A 20,890-nucleotide genomic window follows, 5' to 3' on the forward strand; every position below is an offset into this window, starting at 1 on the left:
ACCGGACGCCGCGCGGATTGGAGCTGATCAGACCTGGTAGTAGCGCTTGGCGCGCTCGGCAGCGCGTGCGGCCGCCTGCTTCGGCGTCGCAGAGCCTGAGGCTGCCTCGGCGAACATATCGACGACAACGAAGTCGCCCATCACGGCGGCGGAGGCATAACCGAGATCGCCGGCAAAGCCATTGTCGCGGCAGCGCTTCAGGCAGTCGCGGTACGGGGTGATCTTGGGATCGGAGGTCCACACAGGGTTGTCGTTGTAGGCCGGTAGCGGCGGCGACACGTAGCCGTTTGAGGCGACCTCCCAGGCGTCGTAGTTCTCCTTGTCCCACATGAACTTGATGTATTCCTTCACCGCCTTGGGATATTTGGAGTGCTTGTAGCCGTAGGCGACCAGCACGTTCTGCTGTTCGGTCGGCACGCCGACGGGACCGATCGGCATCGGCGCGTGATCCATGTCCTTGGCGATCTCCTGCTGCTTCGGATCCGTGGAGTTCTTGCCGACGGTCCAGATCGAGATGCCGTTCAGGGTCAGGCTGAGTTCGCCGTTCAGGAACGCCTTGTTGTTGTTGCTGTCGTTCCACGACAGCACGCCGGGGATGAAGGTCTCGTAGAGTTGCTTGACGTATTCGAGCGCCGCGATCGTTTCCGGCGAGTCGATCACGACCTCGTTCTTTTCGTTGACGACCTTGCCGCCGTGCGACCACAACGCCCACTGGCACCAGCCGTTGGCATCGCCCGTGGCGTGACCCAGCGCGAAGCCGGCGGGCGTATTGTTCTTCTTCAGGGCCTGGCAGAGCTTGAGGAAGCCGGCAGTGTCCTTGGGGAATTGCTCGAAGCCCGCAGCCTTCATGTGGCTGACGCGGTAGTTCAGGCAGCCGCCGGTTGCACCCTGCGGAATGGCGATCCAGCTTTTGCCTTTCTTGCCGTACTTTTCGGCGACCGGATACCAGCCGCCATACTGAGCACCGAGATAATCGGCGACGTCAGTCATGTCGATCAGCTTTTCCGGGAATTTGTGGGGATCGTCGAGCGTGCCGATGATGAGGTCGGGACCGGCGCCGACATTGGCAGCGACAGCGGCCTTCGGACGGATGTCTTCCCAGCTCTCGGCTTCCAGCTTCACCTTGACGCCGGTCTTTTCGGAGAACTTCTTGGTCTGCTCGGCGAACTTGTCGAACTCGGCCTGAATGAACTGCTTCCAGCGCAAGACGCGGATAGAGGCGTTCGGCTCCGGCACGTTGGTCCACCCCGCCGCGCGAACCGGGACGATGCCCGGGCCGGCCAGCAACGCGGCGCCGCCCAGGCCAGCTTTGAGCACACTACGCCTGTCGAAATCGCTCATCGTTCTCTCCCTGATTTTTTATATTTGTATTGGGTCGTTCTGACGTCGCTACAAATCGCTACATGCGTTTACCGGTCGCCTCGTCGAACAAGTGAACCACGGAAGGATCGGGCTTCAGCCGGACCTTGTCGCCGGGGTTGAACTGATGACGTTCGCGGAAGACCGCGACGACCTGCTCACCACCGACCTTTGCAAACACCTGCGTTTCGGAGCCGGTCGGCTCAACCACGACGATCTCGGCCTCGGCGCCGTCGTCGGCGATGGTGAAGTGTTCGGGCCGTACGCCGTAGACTGCGGGACGGCCGTCAGACGCCGCCGGCGCGTTCTTGAGCGGCAACTTGACGCCATTCGGACCTTCGAAGGTCGCAACGCCGTTGACGCGGACATGCCCCTTCAGGAAGTTCATGGCGGGAGAGCCGATGAAGCCGGCGACGAACTGGTTCTCCGGCTTGTCGTAGAGCTCGAGCGGCGTGCCCATCTGCTCGACGATGCCATCATGCATCACGACGATCTTGTCGGCCATGGTCATGGCCTCGATCTGGTCGTGGGTCACGTAGACGGTGGTCGTCTTCAGCCGCTGATGCAGCTCCTTGATCTCGGTGCGCATCGCGACGCGCAGCTTGGCGTCGAGGTTCGACAAGGGCTCGTCGAACAGGAAGACCTGCGGATCGCGCACGATGGCGCGGCCCATGGCGACGCGCTGGCGCTGGCCGCCGGAGAGCTGGCGCGGATAGCGCTCGAGCAGCGGCGACAACGCCAGGATTTCGGCAGCGCGCTTGACGCGCTTGTTGATCTCGCCGGTGCTCTCGCCGCGCAGCTTCATGGAGAAGCCCATGTTCTCGCCGACGGTCATATGCGGATAGAGCGCGTAGTTCTGGAACACCATCGCAATATCCCGCTCCTTGGGCTGGATATTGTTGACGACGCGGTCGCCGATCGAGATCGTGCCGGAGGTGATGTTCTCGAGACCGGCGAGCATGCGCAGAAGCGTCGACTTGCCGCAGCCGGAGGGACCAACCAGGACGACGAACTGGCCGTCCTCGATCGGAATCGAAACGCCGTGCAGAACTTCAAAATTGCCGAACGATTTCCGCACGTCGCGGATTTGCACAGACGACATCTAGCTCCCTCCTCCGACTCGACGGCGCAATTGTCGCGCCGCCACCGTCTTGTTTTTCAGACTTCACCGAACGAAACCCGATCTTAGCGGGCGATATTGTCGGCAGTTTGCGCGGCTTTGGCAATTTGTCTTTGGTTAGTCGGTGCTGGTAGCGCTGTCAACGTTCCTTTGTTTGCAGGAGTGACTGTGTTAAGAGCAGAAAATGGGTCGAAAACGCACCAAGTCAGGCAAAATCCGGCTGGCGGAAGTCGCCGAGCTTGCCGGCGTGAGCCCGATTACAGCGTCCCGCTTCTTCCGCAATCCCGACGCCCTGTCGCTCGCCAAGCGGACCCGGGTCGAAAGCGCCGCCAAGGAGCTCGGCTATGTGCCGAACCTGGCCGCACGCGCACTGGCCTCGCACCGCACCGAGGTGATCGGCGTGCTGATCCCGTCACTGACCAACAACGTGTTCTCCGACGTGTTGCGCGGCATCTATGACGCGTCCGAGGGCAGCCCTTACTCGATACAGCTGTCCAACACCCGCTACAGCATCCTCCAGGAGGAGAAGCTGTTGCGCCTGTTTCTTGCGCAGAAGCCGGCCGGCCTGATCGTCACCGGCATCGACCAGACCGCGGAATCGCACGCGATGCTGGAGGCAGCCGATTGCCCGATCGTGCAGATCATGGAGATCGGGCCCAATCCCGTCGACATGATGATCGGCTTTTCGCACTATGAAGCGGCCCGTGCCGCGGTTGCACACCTGTTCGGACAAGGCCACCGCAAGATCGGTTTCGTCGGCGCGCGCATGGACCCAAGGGTGCAGCGGCGTCTCGACGGTTACCAGGCCGCGATGAAGGATGCCGGCCTGTTCGATCAGCGCCTGATCGTCGCGACGGCAACGCCGACCTCTGTCACGCTGGGTGGCGCGCTGTTCACGGATCTCCTGGCCAAGTCGCCCGATCTCGACGCGGTTTTCTGCGCCAATGACGACCTTGCGCTCGGCGTGCTCTTCGAATGCCGCCGCCGCGACATCGCGATCCCAGAACAGATCGCCATTATGGGATTCAACGACCTCGAATTCATGGCGTCGGCCGTCCCCACCCTCACCAGCGTGCGCACCAACCGTTACGAGATGGGCCGAACCGCCGCCACCATGCTGATTGATGCGATCGAGGGACGGCGCCCCGAGCGGCTGGTGCTCGATCTCGGCTTCAAGGTGATGGAGCGCCAAAGTTCGTCATTGCGACGTTCAGAGATCAGGCCGGCCCTGTCCGGCGCGGCCACCGCGAACAAAATGGTAGCGTTACCAAGTAGCCGTGACTAGTATCGGACTTGTGAGGAAACGCCCCGCCAAGGGGCAGGCTTACCATTGCTCAGGCCGTTGGGCATCGCACAAGCCGACCCCCCAAGGACCGACGCCAGTGCGTTTGCATTGCAGGAGAAACCAATGACAAAAAAGCCAACCAATGGGCACGCGCCCGCCGGTAACGGCACTCGCCGCCATCTTCGTTCGCAGGAATGGTTCAACAACCCGCATAATCCGGGAATGACCGCGCTCTATCTGGAGCGCTATTTGAACTACGGCCTCACCCGCGCGGAGCTTCAGTCCGGCAAGCCGATCATCGGCATCGCCCAGACCGGCAACGACCTGTCCCCCTGCAACCGCCATCACATTGAGCTCGCGCACCGCGTCCGCGAAGGCATCCGCGAGGCCGGCGGCATCGCGATGGAATTCCCGACCCATCCCATCCAGGAGACTGGCAAGCGCCCGACCGCCGCGCTCGACCGCAACCTCGCCTATCTCGGCCTGGTCGAAATCCTCTACGGCTATCCGCTCGACGGCGTGGTGCTGACCACCGGCTGCGACAAGACCACGCCGGCCTGCATGATGGCGGCCGCGACCGTCAACCTGCCCGCGATCGTGCTGTCGGGCGGCCCGATGCTGAACGGCTGGCACAATGGCGAGCGCACCGGCTCCGGCACCATCGTCTGGAAGTCGCGCGAACGGCTCGCCGCCGGCGAGATCGATTATGAAGAGTTCATGGAGATCGTGGCGTCCTCGGCGCCGTCGGTCGGCCATTGCAACACCATGGGCACCGCCTCGACCATGAACGGGCTTGCCGAAGCGCTCGGCTTCTCGCTGCCGGGCTGCGCGGCGATCCCGGCGCCCTATCGTGAGCGCGGCCAGATCGCCTACGAGACCGGCAAGCGCGCCGTCGAGATGGTCTGGGAGGATCTAAAACCCTCGGACATCCTGACCCGCAAGGCATTCGAGAACTGCATCGTGATCAACTCGGCAATTGGCGGCTCGACCAACGCACCGATCCACATCAACGCGCTGGCGCGCCACATCGGTGTCGAGCTGTCGATCGACGACTGGCAGAAATTCGGCCACGACGTGCCGCTGCTCGTCAACATGCAGCCGGCCGGCTTCTATCTCGGCGAGGAATTCCACCGCGCCGGCGGCGTGCCGGCGGTCGTGCGGGAACTGATGAAGCACAAGCGCATCCATGAGGACGCAGTCACGGTGAACGGCCGCGGCATTGGCGAGAACTGCGCCAATGCGCCGGTGCCCGACAACGACGTGATCTGGGCTTACGACAAGCCGCTGGTGAAGGACGCCGGCTTCCTGGTGCTGAACGGCAATCTGTTCGATTCCGCCATCATGAAGACCAGCGTGATCTCCAAGGAATTCCGCGACCGCTATCTCAGCAACCCGAAGGATCCCAGCGCATTCGAGGGCCGCGCCGTCGTGTTCGAGGGTCCCGAGGATTATCACGCGCGGATCGACGATGCCTCGCTGGATATCGACGAGCGCTGCGTGCTGTTTATCCGCGGCACCGGGCCGATTGGCTATCCCGGCGGCGCCGAGGTCGTGAACATGCAGCCGCCGGCGGCGCTGATCAAACGCGGCATCCTGTCCCTGCCCTGCATCGGAGACGGCCGCCAGTCCGGCACCTCGGGCTCGCCCTCGATCTTGAATGCCTCGCCGGAGGCCGCCGCCAATGGCGGGCTTGCGATCCTCAGGAACGGCGACAAAGTGCGCATCGACCTCAACAAGGGGAGCGCCAATATTCTCATTTCGGACGACGAGGTGAAGAAGCGTCATGCCGAGCTCAAGGCCAACGGCGGTTTCAAGCACCCGGCGAACCAGACGCCGTGGCAGGAAATCTATCGCAACACCGTCGGCCAGCAGTCGACCGGCGCCTGCATGGAGCTCGCCACGCGCTACCAGAACGTCGCCGGCACCTTTGGTGTGGCACGGGATAATCACTGAGGCACACGCAGCGCGGATGGAGCGTAGCGCAATCCGGGGTCACCATCCGCGAATGCAATATCCCGGATTATGCTGGCGCTCCATCCGGGCTACGGCGCTACGGCAATCAGAAAATCAAGGAGAACAAGAAAATGGCAGACCGCCTCAAGGGTAAGCGCGCCGTCGTCACGGCTGCTGCGGCAGGCATCGGGCGCGCATGCGCCATCGCTTTCGGGCGTGAAGGCGCAACCGTCATCGCTACCGACATCAACGTGTCAGGCATCGCGAGCCTGGCCAAGGAAGGCATCGCCGAAACCGCAAAGCTCGACGTCCGCAACACCGCCGACGTCAACGCCTTCGCCAAGCGCATCGGCAAGGTCGACATCCTGCTCAATGCGGCGGGCTTCGTGCACCACGGCACCATTCTGGAGTGTTCGGAAGAAGATTTTGATTTCTCGTTCGACCTCAACGTCAAGTCGATGCACCGAACCATCAGGGCGTTCCTGCCCGAGATGCTGGCCGGCGGCGGCGGTAGCATCGTCAACATCTCCTCTTGCGCGGCGCTGCGGCCGCCGGCCAACCGCTATGTCTACAGCGCGTCGAAGGCGGCGGTGTCGCTGCTGACGCGCGCGGTCGCGCTCGACTTCATCACCAAGGGTATCCGCTGCAACAGCATCTGCCCCGGCACCGTCGAGACCCCGTCGATGCTCGACCGCGCCGCCGCGCAAGGTCCGCAGGGCAAGGACATGTTCATCTCCCGCCAGAAGATGGGCCGGCTCGGCACCGCCGACGAAATCGCGTCCATGGCGGTCTATCTCGGCAGTGACGAAAGCGCATTCACGACCGGTGTCGACCTCGTCGTCGACGGCGGCTACATGCTCTGATCACTCCTCATCCCGAGGAGGCGCGACAGCGCCGTCTCGAGGGATGGGCCACGGGACTCTATGGTTCGAGACGCGCGCCAAGTGCGCGCGCCTCACCATGAGGGATAGAGAAAGGGATTTTTCCATGAACAAGATCGATCTCAACGGCCGTGTCGCAATCGTCACCGGCGGCGCGCAGGGCTTTGGCCGCGCCATCGTTCAGCGTTTCGTCGATTCCGGCGCCAAGGTCGCGATCTGGGATTTTGACTCGGCTCTCGCCGAGAACACCGCCAAGGAGATCGGCGACAACGTCCGCGTCTTCAAGGTCGATGTCACCGACGCCGCAGCCGTCGAGCAGGCGCGCGATGCGACGCTTGCCGCCTTCGGCAAGATCGACATCCTCGTCAACAATGCCGGCATCGCCGGTGTCAACAAGCCGGTCTGGGAGACCGATCTCGATGAATGGCGGAAAGTTCTGCGCATCAACCTCGACGGCCCCTTCATCTGCTGCAAGGCGGTCGTGCCCGCGATGCTCAAGCAGAAATACGGGCGGATCGTGAACATCGCCTCGATCGCCGGCAAGGAAGGCAATCCGAACGCCTCGCACTATTCGGCGTCCAAGGCCGGACTCATCGCGCTGACGAAATCGCTCGGCAAGGAGCTCGCCGCGCACGACATCCTGGTCAACGCAGTGACGCCGGCCGCGGCGAAGACCGCGATCTTCGACCAGATGACGCAGCAGCATATCGACTTCATGCTGTCGAAAATCCCCAAAGGCCGCTTCGTACTGGTGGAAGAGCTCGCCGCGATGGCCGCCTGGCTCGCATCCGAGGACTGCGCGTTCTCGACGGGCGCCGTGTTCGACATCTCGGGCGGGCGCGCAACCTATTGAGGATACCATGATCCGGCAAGGCGGATGCCTGTGCGGCGCAGTGCGGTTCAAAGCGGAGGGCGAACCGCTCAACGTCCGCATCTGCCATTGCCGCATCTGCCAGAAGGCGATGGGCTCGCCCTATTTCGCGCGCGCGCAATTCGACCAGCGCGCACTGACGGTCGAGGGTGACACCGAGCGTTATGCGTCGTCCGCGCACATCGATCGCGTGTTCTGCAAGCGCTGCGGCACGCGCCTGTTCGCCTGGCGGCGCAACGGCACGCTCGCGGGTGTCTCGCTCGCCACCTTCGACGACCGCAACGCCTTTGCGCCGACCGAGCACATCTGGGTCTCGGAAAAGCTCGCCTGGGTGAAGCTCGACGACGGCTTGCGGCAATATCAGACGACGCTTCCTGCGTAAATTCGGACAGCGCCAGAACAGGCTCGGCACGCCGGCTACGCGTCCGGCCGCTTTGCAGCGTGGCATTTCAGAATCGGCCACCCTATGTTGAGGTAAAGCGTCGCTGTACCGCCGGTCTGGCTGGAACGGCTGCAAGGCCAAAGGCAAACCGGAACGGATGAGCTGGTGAACATTTCCATTTATGATCTCTCCGTCTGGGTGCTGCCGCTGGTGCTCGCCATCACCTTCCACGAGGCCGCGCACGCCTTCGTCGCGCGTCAGCTCGGGGACAACACGGCCTCGCAACTCGGCCGCGTCAGCTTCAACCCGCTCCGCCATATCGATCCGTTCGGCACGCTGATCCTGCCGGCGATGCTGCTGTTTGCGCATTCGCCGTTCCTGTTCGGCTATGCCAAGCCGGTACCGGTGAACTTCCGCAAACTCAACAATCCCAGGCTCGACATGGTCTGGGTGGCGCTGGCCGGGCCGGTCACCAACATCCTGCTGGCGCTCGTGGCGGCCCTTGCCCTCCATGCGCTGCCCTGGGCGCCGGCCAGCTCGGCGCAGTGGATCTTCGACAACCTCAAGAACGCACTGCTCATCAACGCGGTGCTGGCGGTGTTCAACATGATGCCAATCCCGCCGCTCGATGGCGGGCGAGTCGCGGTCGGGTTGTTGCCCCGGCCGCTCGCCCTGCCGCTGGCCCGGCTCGAACCGTTCGGGATGCTGATCCTGATCGGCCTGTTGATCCTGCTGCCGCTGGCGGGCTCGCAGTTCGGTCTAAATCTTGATGTTATTTCAGCAATACTGCGAACGTTGACCGGTTATGTGATTCAGGCTGTTCTCTTCCTGACCGGCAATGCGTAGCTGAACAGCGACACCCGAACACACGCCGAAGGGCCAGAGGCCGACTTGGTCAAAGCTGCCGATATGCTGATCGCGCGACGCGCCGACACCCGCGCCCGCGCCGATTTTGCCACCTGGAAGATGATGGCCAAGCTCAACGGGTCGTCCGCGCTGCCTCTGGAGGCGCAGGAGTTCCTCGTCAGCTATAAAAATCTGCTGGCGCAGATGAGCGAGAGCGAGGCCAGCGAGACCACCATCGGCGCGATCTACAAGTCCTACTATGCCGAGATGGGCGGCACGGGAACGCCACCCGATGTCCGCACCCGCCCGGCCGAGCCAGCGGCGGACAATGTTACCGCTTTCCGCCGCCAAGCCCCGAAGGCGAAGAAGAAGGCTGCCTCCTCCGGCGCGGCGGCGTTCGATGGAACCCAAAAGCGGCCGCTCCCGGTGGCGCTGATCTTCGCCTGCCTGGTCGTGGTCTATGTCGGGATCCGGCTCTACTGGCCCTGAGCTGTCTTTTTCTTTTTCTTCGCGTCCGGCGGCGTAAAGATGATGTCAACCGTGCGCTCGAACCGATCTTCGGTCAGTCCGGCAGGCGGCTGCGGGACGGGATCGGACTTACGGACAATCGAGATCGCGGCCGCATCGTAAGCTGCATCCCCGGACGACTCCACAACGTCGACCGAAAGCACGTTGCCCCGTCGGTTGATCGCGAAGCTGACCTTCACCTTCTGATTGCTGGGCTCCTTGCCCTCCGGGTTGACCTTGTGGGCCGCCAGGTGGGCGCTGATCTTGCGGTTCCAGTCGACCGTCAGCTTCAGGATGTCCTTGCCCAGGCCAATCACAGGCGCCAGGGCCTTTTCGGCCTCGCGCGCGTCCTCATCGAGTGTCTGCCGCGCCGTTGCTACCGACTTCGGCGAGGCCTCCGCAGCAGGCGTTTCGACAGCCGCAATCTTCGGATCCTCGTCCTGCGGCTTCCTTGAGATGTTTTCCGTGACGACCCGATCGGGATCATCGACCTGTTGCGACTGATCCTTTAGAAGCTCGGTTTCCTTGGTCTCGGCTTTTTGCTCGGGAAGCGCCTGCTGCTCCTGCATCGCTTCGCTGTCCGGTCCTGCCGGAAGGTCGGTGTCAGGCGCCTTTGGCGAAGCCATCTCGACAGCGAATTCCGCGCCGGCCGCACCAAGGCCGTCGCCCTCGTCGTCGGTGCGCAAATGAGCCAGTGCAAGCGCGGCACCACCCAAATGCAGCGCGAGCGCCGCCACCGCTGCCACAATCCAAAGCTTCCGGGATGGTCTGGATTCGTCGGACATAGCGGGGGACCCTAAGGCTGAGCGGTGCCTGCCGCAGGCGCCCCCGGAGCGCCTTCCAGCGCAACCAGTTTCACCCGCGTATAGCCGCCTGCGCGCAAGAGCTCCATGATGCCCATCAACTCGCCATACGGCACCGAGCGATCGGCGCGCAGGAAGACATACTTGTCCTTGCTCATGTCGGACAGACCGTCGAGGCTGCCAATCAGCTCGGCCCGGTGGACCGGGTTCTCTCCGATCGCGAGCGTCAAATCGGGCTTGATGCTGAGATAGGTCGGCTTGTCCGGCTTTTTCTGCGGCGTCGCGCTCGACGTCGGCAAATCGATCGGCAGATCGACCGTGGAGAGTGGAGCTGCGACCATGAAGATGATCAGCAGCACCAGGATGACGTCGATGAACGGCGTGACGTTGATCTCGTGCGTCTCGGCGAAATCGTCGTCGTCATCATTGTCTGCGAGCGAAACGCCCATGGTTCACTCCGCCGCGCGCGAATGCACGCTGCCGTGGCTGCGGTCGAGATCGCGCGAGAGCAACCGCCCCGCCGCACCCGCGGCACGGCTGACGAGCTCGAGATAGCTCTTCGTCACGCGCGAGAAGTGGTTGTAGATGATGACAGCGGGAATGGCGGCGACCAGACCGATCGCGGTGGCGAGCAGCGCCTCGGCGATGCCGGGCGCGACGACGGCGAGATTCGTGGTCTGCGACTTCGAGATGCCGATGAAGCTGTTCATGATGCCCCAGACCGTGCCGAACAGGCCGACGAAAGGCGAGGTGGAGCCGATGGTCGCGAGCACGCCCATGCCGACGCGGATGCGCCGCGCCTCCGCGCGCACGATCTCGGAAAAGCTCGAGGCTGCGCGCTCCTTGATGCCGGCATCGCTGGACAGGCCGGCCGACATCCGCGCCTCACGCAGCGCCGCCGCCAGGAACGACGGCAGGATGCCCTCCTTGGAGCCGAGCGCCATCTGCGCTTCCGCGAGCGAGCGCGCCTCCGCGATCTTCTTCAGTGCCGAACGCAGCTTGGTCGAGGCGACCGACAGCTCGATCGATTTTGCGATCAGGACGGTCCAGGTCACGATGGAGGCAAAGGCGAGCCCGATCATCACCGCCTTCACGATGATGTCCGCCGACTGGAACATCAGCCAGGGCGACAATTCCTTCATGGCGGGCGCGACGCCAGCCGCCGCATCGGGCTTTGCGGCCGCCGGCGCGGTCGCTGAGGGCGCCGCAGGCGCTGCCGCGGTTGGAGTTGCAGCCGGAGCTGGGCTGGCCGCGGACGGCTGAACTGTCGATTGAGCCGGCGCCGCCGGCTGGGTTTGTGTCTGGGCAGAAACAGGGGATGCAAGCCAGGCGGCCGCCAGCATCAAAGCTGCGGCAAGGCTTGCTTGGAAGGAGATGATCTTCATACTTCGGCCCAGTAGCGAATGAGGTTGTGATAGATACCCGTCAATTTGACCGTTTCGGGATCGTCACGCCCGAGCCGTTCCACCAGCGCCTGAATCGCGGTGTCGAGGTCAAAGATCATGCTCCGGGCTTGATCGTCCCGTATCATGCTCTGAAGCCAGAAGAAAGAAGCAACCCGCGTTCCCCTTGTCACCGGCGTGACGAGATGGAGGCTGGTCGAGGGATAGAGCACGCAGTCGCCTGCTGGCAACTTGACTTCGTGCGAACCGTAGGTGTCCTCGATCACAAGTTCGCCACCATCATACTCTTCCGGCTCGGCCAGGAACAGCGTGACCGACAGGTCTGTGCGGATGCGAAGACCGGTCAGGCGGTCGCCGCGGATCGCATTGTCGACGTGCAGGCCGAAATGATGGCCGCTGTTCGCCGCATAACGGTTGAACAGCGGCGGGAAGATCTGGAGCGGGATCGCCGCCGCGAGGAACCGCGGGTTCGACGTCAACGCCGAAATGATGCGGTGACCGAGCTTGCGCGCGACCTCGCTGTCGGGCGGCAATTGCTCGTTGCGCTTGACCATCGCCGACTGCGCGCCGGCGGTGGAGCGCCCGTCTTCCCATGCGCTGGCGTCCATGATGCGACGGAAATCCGCCACGTCATTTTTGCTGAGAACACCAGGCAGGCACACCAACATGATCAGAACTTCGCCGTTGTCACAAGATAGAACGCCCGGCCCGGTGCGACCGCCACGAACGGCACAGCGCTGCGATAGAACGTATCGTAGTAGAGCTTGTTGGTCAGGTTCTGCGCGTAGAACTTCATGGTCCAGTTCTGGTCGATCTTCTTCTCGACGAACGCGTCGAAGCGCCAGTAGCTCGGCAGCTCGTTGGTGTTGGCCGCGAACGTGCCGCCATAAACTTTCGAGCGGTACACCGCCTGCCCGCCGAGCTCCCAGCCGCCGTCGAACTTGTATTTGGTCAGCATGCTGAACGACTGGTGGGCAATATTGGCGAGCTGAAGGCCGATGTTGGAAGCGATGTTGCTCTGCGTGACCCTCGACTGCATCAGCACCAGGCCGCCGAAGATGCTCCAGCGATCGGTGATCTTGCCCTCGGCCTCGATGTCGATGCCCTGAATGCGGTAGGCCGCGTTCGAGGTGAGCAAGCCCGCGGCATTGTTCTCGCGCGCATTGTCCTTGGTGGTCTGGAACAGCGCGCCGCTCACCAGCAGATGGCGGTCGGCGAGCTCCCATTTGGTGCCGAGCTCGACGGCCTTGTTACGCTCCGGTCCCAGCAAAATCGCCGTGTTGGGCGGAACACCACCGTATTCGGTGCCGGTCGCGTCAAGCTCCGACCCGAACGGATTGGCGGAGGTCGCATAGGCCGCATAGACGCTGCCGATCGACATCGGCTTGTAGACCAAGCCGACGTTGTAATTGACGAGATCGGCGTTCATCTTGAGGAATTTCGGCGAATTGGTCGACGCGCTCATGTTGTAGCCGTCGTAGCGGACGCCGCCGTTCACAATAATGGTGTCCTGCCAGTTCGCGGTGTCCATGACGTACACGCTGCTGGTGTTGACACCATAGCGCGTCGGGTTTCCAACCAGCGACGGCGTATTGCCGAATGGAATGTAGGTGTACTGGGGCGAGTAGACATTGACCCCCGAAATGGCGCCGTTGCTCGTGAAGCCGGCGCCGGCCAGTTCCGAGGAAAGGCCGGTGTAACGGTCGATCGAGATGTTCTCGTTCGAATATTCGACTCCGAGCACCGCGGTGTGCTTGACCCCGCCGGTGTCGAGCTTGAACGCGGCCTCGTTCTGGTTGGCCCACACGTCCACGTTCTGGTAGCGGCTCTGCGCGCTCGCCGTTGTGGTCCAGAGCAACGGATTGGGGTTGGTCGTAATCGGGTTCTGCGGCAGCGTGCCGATGTAGTTGAGCAGCGAGTGCTCGCCGCGCACCTTGCTGCTCAGCGTGATGGCCTCGTTGACCTTGTACTCGATCGTGCCGGTGCCGAAATCCTGTCGCGCGGTCTGGAAGTCGCGATTGAGGAAGCCGTACCAGTTTCCGCGCGGAATGCCGGCCGACGTCACCGGCACGTTGCCCTGCTTGTAGTAGGGCACGCCAAAGTCCGGATAGCCGCTGAGATCGGTGTGGACGTAGTTCGTCGTGATCTTGATGTCGTTGGTCGGAGTGTACTTGGTCGAGATGAAGCTACCCCAGCGGTCATCGGTCACGTAATTGCGGCCGGCGACGTTGGCGTCCTGGAACAGGCCGCCAACGCGCACCGAGAAGGTCGGATCGACGACCTGGTTGACGTCGAGCGTGACGCGCTTGGTCCTGTCGGTGCCGAACTCGGTATCCATTCGCTTGAAGTTGACGTCGCCGGCCTGCTTGGTGACGATGTTGATGGCGCCGCCCGCGGTGCCGCGGCCGGCGTAGGAGGATGCCGGTCCGCGCAGGATCTCGATCTGCTCGGTGAAGAAGTTCTCGCGGATGGAAACGGCGGGATCGCGGATGCCATCGATGAAGACGTCGTTGCGCGCGTCGAAGCCGCGGATGAAGAAGCGGTCGCCGAACGCGTTGCCGCCCTCGCCCGAACCCAGCGTCACGCCGGCGGTCGAGCGTCCGATCTCCTTCAGCGTCGTGGCGTTCTTGTCCTCGAGCACTTCCTTGCTGAGCACGGTGATGGTCTTGGGCGTGTTCAGCATCTTTTCGGGAAACTTGCCGGAGGCCTGGACGTGGTCGACCTTGTAGGGCGCCGCCGGATCGGAATACGGATTGCGATCTACTTCGCCGGCCGGGACGGCGGGAGAAGCCTGCTGCGCCTGCTGCCGCTGCGCGGCGCGGCGAAGCGCATTGCGGGCGCGGACCTGATCCGGCGTCGGCTTGGAGGCCGTCGGACGCGGGCGCTGGATCGGAGCATCGACCGTCACAGGCGGCAGGTTCGACTGCTGCGCCTGCGCGCCGCCCGATACCGACGCCACCGCGATCAAGCTCGCGACTGCCGAGACCTTCTTGCCGGAAGTTCCCGCGGACTTGTCATCCATCGGATTGAACGCTGCGACCGAACGCAACGACTTCGGTGCGACCACCTGCCCCATTACCCAACGCCCCATCTTCTTGTTCGCTCATTCACTTCGACGAACGACGGGTGTTGGTATCGGCCGCAAAATAGCGGGTCAATGCGGGCAAGCGGCGAGAACGCTTGAATAAGTCCAGATCAAAACGATTCTAAATTGGCCTTTGAAATCGTTCTAAATCAAGATTGGATTCGTTCTAAGCGAGCACAAAAAATACCGCCAAGTCAGCGCCGCGCGGGGCATCAATCGCTGCTCGGCGGCTTCATCAGCGAGAACAATTCGTCGACGGTCTGCCGCGCGACTGCGCGCACGCGGTCGCTGTTGTCCATGCCGGCGATATTGACGCCGTTGACGACCGCTTTGATCTCGTCGCGAAAGTCGGTCAGGAATCGCAAGGGATCACGCTGCTCGTTGGCGACGCGCGCGATCAGTCCCGTGATCAGAATCTGACACGCGATCAGCTTGCCGTTCAGCTCGTCCATCCTGCGCTCCCGTTGTGGCGGAGCCGATATGACCGATGCTGATTTTCCTGACAACCGAAACGCCGCGCACGCGATTTAGAACCGTTCTTGCAACCCCTCGCACCCTGCTGCTCTGTGCGGCGCGACCCGGCCTGCACACACCGCTTCCGAGCATTGCACAAGATCTGCGCGCAGATCGTTCGCGGCGGGAAAATGCAGCACTGCACACCGCCGCGCCAGAAGGCTGCCTAAGCGGTGCAAAGCTTTCCAATTGTTTAGGATTCTCAACTCATAGTGCTGTTTACACTGGAACTTGGCGTGTATTATACAAGCGCGCTGGAACCCTATGATTGCTCCATAATTCGTTGCTTAGGGCATACGAGCCGACACGAGACGATATGAACAAGTCCCGGCCGATCCTTTGGATTCTGATCATCGCGGCCGTGACCTCCGCGGGTTACTATGGCTGGCAGAAATTCGGCTCGCCGGGGACCGGGAAAACCCAGACCGCGCAAAAGGGACCGCCCCGCGCGCCCGCCGTCCCGGTGAGCGTTTCGCCGGTCCAGAAGGCCGATTTTCCGGTCTACCTGACCGGTCTCGGCACGGTTCAGGGCTTCAACACCGTACAAGTCCGCAGCCGGGTTGACGGCCAGATCGACAAGATCGCCTTCACCGAAGGTCAGATCGTCAAGCAGGACGAGCTTCTGGTCTCGATCGATCCCCGGCCCTATCAAGCCACGCTCGACCAGGCCAAGGCTAAGAAGGCCCAGGACGAGGCCAATCTGGCCAACGCCAATCTCGAACTTCAGCGCGCCATGAAGCTCGGCGAATTCGCGACCGCGCAGCGGGTCGATACCCAGCGCTCGACGGTCGCCCAGCTCAACGCCCAGATCGCGGCCGACGAGGCCTCGATCTCCAACGCCCAAACCCAGCTCGACTACACCAAGATCAAGGCGCCGATCACCGGCGTGGCCGGGCTGCGCCTTGTCGACATCGGCAACATCGTCAACGCCTCCACGCAGACGGGCATCGTCACGATCTCGCAGGTCGAGCCGATCTCGGTGATCTTCACCGCGCCGGAGGATCAGCTTTCCTACATCGCCGAGGGCCAGAAGGCCGGCGCGCTCAAGGTGATCGCGTTCACCACCGACGGCAAGAAGACGCTGGCCGAAGGCAAGCTCGCCGTCATCAACAACCAGGTCGACACGACCAGCGGGACCATTCGGCTCAAGGCGGTGTTCGACAATAAGGACCACGCGCTGTGGCCGGGCCAATCGGTTTCGACGCGCCTTCTGGTGCGCACTCTGAAAGACGCGACCGTGGTTCCGGATGACGCGGTTCAGCATTCGACCAACGGCCTCTATGCCTATACCGTCAATCAGGACAACAAGGCCGAAGTGCACAAGATCAAGGTCAGCTACGCCATCGACGGTCGTTCGGTCGTCGATGAAGGCTTGAGCCCGGGTCAGCAGGTGATCACCGGCGGTCAGTTCAAGGTACAGCCCGGGAGCCTCGTCTCGACGGCCGTGGCAAGCTCGGATCCAAGCCAGAACAAGGCACGACAGGAATGACCGCGGGCGGGATTTCGGCACCTTTCATCCGTTATCCCATCGGCACCTCGCTGCTGATGGCCGGCATTCTCTTCGTCGGCCTCGTCGCCTATCCCCTCCTACCGGTCGCACCGCTGCCCCAAGTGGACTTCCCGACCATCCAGATCACGGCCAATCTGCCGGGCGGCAGCCCCGAGACGATGGCCTCGTCGGTGGCCCAGCCGCTCGAGCGGCAATTCGCCCAGATCCCCGGCATCGCCCAGATGACCTCGACGAGCTATCTGGGCACCGCGTCGATCACCATCCAGTTCGACCTCAATCGCAGCATCGACGGCGCCGCCAATGACGTGCAGGGCGCCATCAATGCCGCAAGCGGGCAGTTGCCGAAGAATCTGCCCTCGCCGCCGACCTATCGCAAGGTCAACCCGGCCGACGCGCCGATCCTGCTGCTGTCAGCGACGTCAGATACGCTGCCGCTCACCAGCGTCAGCGACGCGGTTGATGCCCAGCTCGCCCAGCAGATCAGCCAGCTCTCGGGCGTCGCGCAGGTGTTCATTGGCGGCCAGCAGAAGCCCTCCATCCGCGTTCAGATCGACCCGGCGAAACTCGTCGCCAAGGGCCTGTCGCTGGAGGATGTGCGCAGCCAGATCGCGATCACCACGGTCGATAGCCCCAAGGGCAACATCGACGGTCCCAAGCGCGCCTACACGATCTACGCCAACGACCAGCTCACCCAGTCCAAAGACTGGAACGACGTCATCATCGCCTATCGCAACGGCGGCCCCTTGCGAATCCGCGACATCGGCCAGGCGGTCAGCGGGCCCGAGGACGCCAAGCAGGCGGCCTGGGCCAACGGCAAGCGCGGCGTGTTCCTGGTGGTGTTCAAGCAGCCGGGCGCCAACGTCATCGAAACCGTCGACCGCATCAAGGCGACCCTGCCTCGCCTCGTGGCGGCGATCCCGCCCGCGATCAAGATCGAGGTCATCAGCGACCGCACCACGACGATCCGCGCCGCGGTCGAGGACGTCCAGTTCACGCTGCTCCTGACCATCGCCCTCGTGGTCATGGTCATCTTCATCTTCCTGCGCAGCTTCTGGGCGACGGTCATCCCCACGATCACGGTCCCGCTGGCCCTATTGGGCGCGTGCGCCCTGATGTGGGTATTTGGCTATTCGCTCGATAATCTGTCGCTGATGGCGCTCACCATCGCGGTCGGATTCGTCGTCGACGATGCCATCGTGATGCTCGAGAACATCACGCGCTACATCGAGGAAGGTGAATCGCCGATGGCGGCCGCCTTCAAGGGTTCCAAGGAAATCGGCTTCACCATCGTCTCGATCAGCATCTCTCTGGTCGCGGTGCTGATCCCGCTGCTGCTGATGGGCGGCATCATCGGGCGCCTGTTCCGCGAGTTCGCCGTCGTGCTGGCAATGACCATCTTCGTCTCGATGTTCGTGTCGCTGACGCTGACGCCGATGATGGCCTCGCGCTTCCTGCGCGCCCATGGCGAGGTGACTCACGGCAAGTTCTACCAGTGGAGCGAGCGCGCCTTTGACGGCATGCTGCGCGGCTACGAATACATTCTCGATCATGCCCTGGCCTGGCGCCGCACCACGCTCCTGATCTTCTTCGCCACGCTCGCGCTGTCGGTCTACCTGTTCGTGCTGATCCCGAAGGGCTTCTTCCCGCAGCAGGACGTCGGCCTGATCACCGCGACATCCGAGGCGTCCCAGGACATCTCCTTTGCCGAGATGCAGCGCCGCCAGGTCGAGCTCGGCAAGATCGTGATGGACGATCCCGACGTCGCCACGATCGCGATGAACATCGGCGGCAGCGGCCGCGCCGGCAACAACGGCAACATGTTCATCACCCTGAAGCCGCGTAACGAGCGCAACGCCTCGGCCCAGGAGATCATTGCCCGGCTTCGTCCCAAGCTCGATAAGGTGTCGGGCGCCCGCCTCTATATGCAGGCGGCCCAGGACGTCCGGCTCGGCGGCCGGCCGACCCGCACGCAGTTCGAATTCACGCTACAGGATGCCGATCTCACCGAGCTCAACGACTGGGCGCCGAAAATCCTGGCCAAGATGCAGACGCTGCCCCAGCTGCGCGACGTCGCAACCGACCAGCAGACGCAGGGCACCACGGTCCAGCTCAAGATCAACCGCGATACCGCAGCGCGCTACGGCATCCAGCCGCAGCTGATCGACGACACGCTGTATGACGCCTTCGGACAACGGCAGGTCACGCAATATTTCACCCAGCTCAACACCTACAAGGTGATCCTCGAGATTCTGCCGGAGATGCAGGGCAATCTCGACAGCCTGAACAAGCTCTATCTGAAGTCGCCGCTGACCGGCGACCAGGTGCCGCTGTCGACCTTCGCGACCTGGACCACCGATCCGGTCCGGCCGCTCTCGATCAGCCATCAGGGCCAGTTCCCGGCGATCACCATCAGCTTCAACCTCGCGCAGGGTGTTGCGCTAGGTCAGGCAACGGAAGCCGTGCAAAAGGCGATGGCCGATCTCGGCGCGCCGCCGACGCTGAACTCGAGCTTCCAGGGCACCGCCCAGGCGTTCCAGCAATCGCTCGGCACCGTGCCGCTGCTGATCCTCGCAGCCCTCGTCGTGGTCTATTTGATTCTCGGCATACTCTACGAGAGCTACATCCATCCGATCACGATTCTGTCGACCCTTCCCTCGGCCGGCGTCGGCGCGCTCCTGATCCTGATGGCGGCCGGTTTCGACTTCAGCCTGATCGCACTGATCGGCATCATCCTCCTGATCGGCATCGTGAAGAAGAACGGCATCATGATGGTCGACTTTGCGATTGCCGCCGAACGCGACGAGCACAAGACGCCGGCGGAATCGATCCGTCAGGCCGCGCTGCTGCGCTTCCGGCCGATCATGATGACGACGATGGCCGCCCTGCTCGGCGGCGTGCCGCTGATGCTCGGCCATGGCACCGGCGCCGAGATCCGCCAGCCGCTCGGCTACGCCATGGTCGGCGGCCTGATTGTCAGCCAGGCGCTGACGCTGTTCACCACGCCGGTGGTCTATCTCTATCTCGACGAGCTCAACAACTGGTTCTCGGGCTGGGGCCGTTCGGGTGACGGCGAAGGTCACGAGGCGCGCGAGCACGGCACCGTCAAGCAAGCCGCCGAGTAAGCTTGCGCCGCGGCTCCCGCGACGCTACAGCGAGGCCGACGGTTCACGCCAACGCGGTTTCGCCATGTCCATGCAATCCAGACTTGTCGCCCTCGCCGCCGCTCTCCTGTTGTCGACAGGCGCCGCGTATGCGCAGCAGAGCGCCAAGAAGAACGCCGCGCCCGCCGCCCCGACCGCACAGCCCGCGGCTGCCCCGACGCAGCCGCAGGCTGACGGTGCTCCGGCGCAGCCCGGCTGGATCGTGCGCTGCACCAGCGCAAGCCGCGACGCGCCGCTCGAATGCGCGATGGAGCAGAACGCAGTGCTGACCAAGACCGGCCAGACCATCGTGCTGATCAACATCCGCATCGCGCCCGACACCCGCACGCCGGTGGCGCTGCTGCAATTGCCGCTCGGCCTCAACCTCCCCATCGGCGCCAAGCTCCAGGTCGACGACGGCAAGACAGTCGACCTCCAGATCCAGACCTGCGAGAACCGCGGCTGTTACGCCTCAACGCCGATCGCGACGGACCTGCTGGGCGCTTTGAAGTCCGGCAAGCAGTTGAAAGTATCCTTCCAGAACATGGCCAAGGAGACGATCGCCATCCCGATGCCGCTGGGCGATTTCGCGGCCGCCTACGACAAGATCAAGTAAGCGCTACTAGAAGCGCGTTCCGATGGGACGGGCTTCCAGCTTCTATCTTTGGCGCGTTTTCTTCACGCGAACCGGAATCCACTTCGCTCGAAAACGCTGTCGCTGCCGATGGCGTCGCCGTCGAGCCTCTGGTCGTTGTGCATGGTGACGGCGACGCGCAACAGTCAGCCGACAATGTCGCTCGCCTGAAGCAGCGTCGTGAAGCCGCCATAGATCATCCGCTTGCCGTCGAAGGGCATGTCGGCGCCCTTGAACTGCGGGTCCGCCATCACCTTCTTGTTGACGGCATCCCGGGTTTCCCGGTCGCGATAGACGATCCAGGAGAACATCACGATTTCATCCTCCTTCGCGATCACTGCGCGCGGAAACGACGTCAACTCGCCATAGGGCACGTCGTCGCCGATGCACTCGACGTAATCGAGCGCGCCGTGCTTCATCCACACCGCACAGGCCTTATGCGCCAGCATCTTGTAGGCCTCGATCTTGTCCTTCGGCACGGCCAGCACGAAACCATCGACATAGGGCATCACGAATCTCCTTGAGTGGCATGAGCCCGGAGGACGAAGCGACGCCCGGCAATCCGACTCGTCATGGCGTTCGCAAGGTGAGGCAAACT

At 63.2% G+C, this 20,890-nt stretch carries 19 protein-coding genes; 10 read left to right on the top strand and 9 right to left on the bottom strand.

Going from position 1 to position 20,890, the window contains the following annotated elements; all coding sequences use genetic code 11:
• Positions 1-27: 27 nt before the first annotated feature.
• Together IVA80_RS24130 and ugpC are read right to left on the bottom strand one after the other, a co-directional pair.
• Positions 28-1,341: an ABC transporter substrate-binding protein gene (locus IVA80_RS24130; protein WP_247436255.1), complete on the bottom strand. Its 1,314-nt coding sequence runs from the start codon at positions 1,339-1,341 to the stop codon at positions 28-30.
• A 58-nt stretch (positions 1,342-1,399) separates the two neighbouring features.
• A complete protein-coding gene (ugpC, locus tag IVA80_RS24135; protein WP_247436258.1) occupies positions 1,400-2,461 on the bottom strand; it encodes a sn-glycerol-3-phosphate ABC transporter ATP-binding protein UgpC in 1,062 nt (353 codons plus the stop codon).
• Positions 2,462-2,663: 202 nt separating this feature from the next.
• Here ugpC and IVA80_RS24140 point away from each other — a divergent pair, with 202 nt between their 5' ends.
• The 7 genes from IVA80_RS24140 (at position 2,664) to IVA80_RS24170 (ending at position 9,186) form a co-directional block, all read left to right on the top strand.
• Positions 2,664-3,764, top strand: coding sequence for a LacI family DNA-binding transcriptional regulator (locus IVA80_RS24140; RefSeq protein WP_247436262.1), 1,101 nt, complete (start codon positions 2,664-2,666; stop codon positions 3,762-3,764).
• Positions 3,765-3,887: 123 nt separating this feature from the next.
• The gene (locus IVA80_RS24145; RefSeq protein ID WP_247436265.1) at positions 3,888-5,717 is read left to right on the top strand and encodes an IlvD/Edd family dehydratase; all 1,830 of its coding nucleotides are present in this window, start codon (positions 3,888-3,890) and stop codon (positions 5,715-5,717) included.
• A 131-nt stretch (positions 5,718-5,848) separates the two neighbouring features.
• The gene (locus IVA80_RS24150) at positions 5,849-6,580 is read left to right on the top strand and encodes an SDR family oxidoreductase (RefSeq protein ID WP_247436268.1); all 732 of its coding nucleotides are present in this window, start codon (positions 5,849-5,851) and stop codon (positions 6,578-6,580) included.
• 124 nt (positions 6,581-6,704) lie between these two features.
• Positions 6,705-7,451 (top strand): SDR family NAD(P)-dependent oxidoreductase, encoded by a 747-nt coding sequence (locus IVA80_RS24155; RefSeq protein ID WP_247436271.1) that lies wholly within the window; start codon positions 6,705-6,707, stop codon positions 7,449-7,451.
• Between the two features lie 7 nt (positions 7,452-7,458).
• On the top strand, positions 7,459-7,851 hold the full coding sequence (locus tag IVA80_RS24160; RefSeq protein ID WP_247436275.1) for a GFA family protein: 393 nt from the start codon (positions 7,459-7,461) through the stop codon (positions 7,849-7,851).
• A gap of 165 nt (positions 7,852-8,016) precedes the next feature.
• Positions 8,017-8,697 (top strand): site-2 protease family protein, encoded by a 681-nt coding sequence (locus IVA80_RS24165; RefSeq protein ID WP_247436277.1) that lies wholly within the window; start codon positions 8,017-8,019, stop codon positions 8,695-8,697.
• A 63-nt stretch (positions 8,698-8,760) separates the two neighbouring features.
• The gene (locus IVA80_RS24170; RefSeq protein ID WP_247437069.1) at positions 8,761-9,186 is read left to right on the top strand and encodes a hypothetical protein; all 426 of its coding nucleotides are present in this window, start codon (positions 8,761-8,763) and stop codon (positions 9,184-9,186) included.
• Here IVA80_RS24170 and IVA80_RS24175 read toward each other — a convergent pair.
• From IVA80_RS24175 to IVA80_RS24200, 6 genes are all read right to left on the bottom strand, one after another.
• Positions 9,174-9,989 carry an energy transducer TonB gene (locus IVA80_RS24175; RefSeq protein WP_247436280.1) on the bottom strand — a complete coding sequence of 272 codons (816 nt, stop codon included), beginning with the start codon at positions 9,987-9,989 and terminating at the stop codon, positions 9,174-9,176. The two genes, IVA80_RS24170 and IVA80_RS24175, sit on opposite strands and share 13 nt — an antisense overlap.
• 11 nt (positions 9,990-10,000) lie before the next feature.
• Positions 10,001-10,456 carry a TonB system transport protein ExbD gene (gene exbD / locus IVA80_RS24180; RefSeq protein ID WP_247436284.1) on the bottom strand — a complete coding sequence of 152 codons (456 nt, stop codon included), beginning with the start codon at positions 10,454-10,456 and terminating at the stop codon, positions 10,001-10,003.
• Between the two features lie 3 nt (positions 10,457-10,459).
• Entirely contained in the window at positions 10,460-11,392 is a 933-nt protein-coding gene (gene exbB / locus IVA80_RS24185; protein ID WP_247436288.1) for a tonB-system energizer ExbB, read from the bottom strand.
• Positions 11,389-12,078: a Fe2+-dependent dioxygenase gene (locus IVA80_RS24190; RefSeq protein WP_247436291.1), complete on the bottom strand. Its 690-nt coding sequence runs from the start codon at positions 12,076-12,078 to the stop codon at positions 11,389-11,391. Before IVA80_RS24190 ends, exbB begins: the two co-directional genes overlap by 4 nt.
• 2 nt (positions 12,079-12,080) lie before the next feature.
• A complete protein-coding gene (locus IVA80_RS24195) occupies positions 12,081-14,486 on the bottom strand; it encodes a TonB-dependent receptor (protein WP_247437070.1) in 2,406 nt (801 codons plus the stop codon).
• A 221-nt stretch (positions 14,487-14,707) separates the two neighbouring features.
• On the bottom strand, positions 14,708-14,947 hold the full coding sequence (locus IVA80_RS24200) for a hypothetical protein (RefSeq protein ID WP_247436294.1): 240 nt from the start codon (positions 14,945-14,947) through the stop codon (positions 14,708-14,710).
• 377 nt (positions 14,948-15,324) lie between these two features.
• On the opposite strand from IVA80_RS24200, the gene IVA80_RS24205 reads away from it, so the two are divergent.
• The 3 genes from IVA80_RS24205 (at position 15,325) to IVA80_RS24215 (ending at position 20,274) form a co-directional block, all read left to right on the top strand.
• Positions 15,325-16,497: an efflux RND transporter periplasmic adaptor subunit gene (locus IVA80_RS24205; protein ID WP_247436296.1), complete on the top strand. Its 1,173-nt coding sequence runs from the start codon at positions 15,325-15,327 to the stop codon at positions 16,495-16,497.
• Positions 16,494-19,640, top strand: coding sequence for a multidrug efflux RND transporter permease subunit (locus tag IVA80_RS24210; protein WP_247436299.1), 3,147 nt, complete (start codon positions 16,494-16,496; stop codon positions 19,638-19,640). Before IVA80_RS24205 ends, IVA80_RS24210 begins: the two co-directional genes overlap by 4 nt.
• 64 nt (positions 19,641-19,704) lie before the next feature.
• Positions 19,705-20,274 carry an invasion associated locus B family protein gene (locus IVA80_RS24215; RefSeq protein ID WP_247436302.1) on the top strand — a complete coding sequence of 190 codons (570 nt, stop codon included), beginning with the start codon at positions 19,705-19,707 and terminating at the stop codon, positions 20,272-20,274.
• A 164-nt stretch (positions 20,275-20,438) separates the two neighbouring features.
• Here the strand turns inward: IVA80_RS24215 and IVA80_RS24220 are convergent, their stop codons facing one another.
• Positions 20,439-20,801: a DUF1428 family protein gene (locus tag IVA80_RS24220; RefSeq protein WP_247436305.1), complete on the bottom strand. Its 363-nt coding sequence runs from the start codon at positions 20,799-20,801 to the stop codon at positions 20,439-20,441.
• Between the last annotated feature and the right edge of the window lie 89 nt (positions 20,802-20,890).

Origin of the sequence: Bradyrhizobium sp. 139 (assembly GCF_023074175.1) — a bacterium.
Taxonomy (GTDB): Bacteria; Pseudomonadota; Alphaproteobacteria; order Rhizobiales; family Xanthobacteraceae; genus Bradyrhizobium.

Bases quoted from the DNA above. Each gene is read 5' to 3' on its own strand.
- IVA80_RS24130 (WP_247436255.1), bottom strand. From the start codon at position 1,341: ATGAGCGATTTCGACAGGCGTAGTGTGCTCAAAGCTGGCCTGGGCGGC.
- ugpC (WP_247436258.1), bottom strand. From the start codon at position 2,461: ATGTCGTCTGTGCAAATCCGCGACGTGCGGAAATCGTTCGGCAATTTT.
- IVA80_RS24140 (WP_247436262.1), top strand. From the start codon at position 2,664: ATGGGTCGAAAACGCACCAAGTCAGGCAAAATCCGGCTGGCGGAAGTC.
- IVA80_RS24145 (WP_247436265.1), top strand. From the start codon at position 3,888: ATGACAAAAAAGCCAACCAATGGGCACGCGCCCGCCGGTAACGGCACT.
- IVA80_RS24150 (WP_247436268.1), top strand. From the start codon at position 5,849: ATGGCAGACCGCCTCAAGGGTAAGCGCGCCGTCGTCACGGCTGCTGCG.
- IVA80_RS24155 (WP_247436271.1), top strand. From the start codon at position 6,705: ATGAACAAGATCGATCTCAACGGCCGTGTCGCAATCGTCACCGGCGGC.
- IVA80_RS24160 (WP_247436275.1), top strand. From the start codon at position 7,459: ATGATCCGGCAAGGCGGATGCCTGTGCGGCGCAGTGCGGTTCAAAGCG.
- IVA80_RS24170 (WP_247437069.1), top strand. From the start codon at position 8,761: ATGCTGATCGCGCGACGCGCCGACACCCGCGCCCGCGCCGATTTTGCC.
- IVA80_RS24175 (WP_247436280.1), bottom strand. From the start codon at position 9,989: ATGTCCGACGAATCCAGACCATCCCGGAAGCTTTGGATTGTGGCAGCG.
- exbD (WP_247436284.1), bottom strand. From the start codon at position 10,456: ATGGGCGTTTCGCTCGCAGACAATGATGACGACGACGATTTCGCCGAG.
- exbB (WP_247436288.1), bottom strand. From the start codon at position 11,392: ATGAAGATCATCTCCTTCCAAGCAAGCCTTGCCGCAGCTTTGATGCTG.
- IVA80_RS24190 (WP_247436291.1), bottom strand. From the start codon at position 12,078: ATGTTGGTGTGCCTGCCTGGTGTTCTCAGCAAAAATGACGTGGCGGAT.
- IVA80_RS24195 (WP_247437070.1), bottom strand. From the start codon at position 14,486: ATGGGGCAGGTGGTCGCACCGAAGTCGTTGCGTTCGGTCGCAGCGTTC.
- IVA80_RS24200 (WP_247436294.1), bottom strand. From the start codon at position 14,947: ATGGACGAGCTGAACGGCAAGCTGATCGCGTGTCAGATTCTGATCACG.
- IVA80_RS24205 (WP_247436296.1), top strand. From the start codon at position 15,325: ATGAACAAGTCCCGGCCGATCCTTTGGATTCTGATCATCGCGGCCGTG.
- IVA80_RS24210 (WP_247436299.1), top strand. From the start codon at position 16,494: ATGACCGCGGGCGGGATTTCGGCACCTTTCATCCGTTATCCCATCGGC.
- IVA80_RS24215 (WP_247436302.1), top strand. From the start codon at position 19,705: ATGTCCATGCAATCCAGACTTGTCGCCCTCGCCGCCGCTCTCCTGTTG.
- IVA80_RS24220 (WP_247436305.1), bottom strand. From the start codon at position 20,801: ATGCCCTATGTCGATGGTTTCGTGCTGGCCGTGCCGAAGGACAAGATC.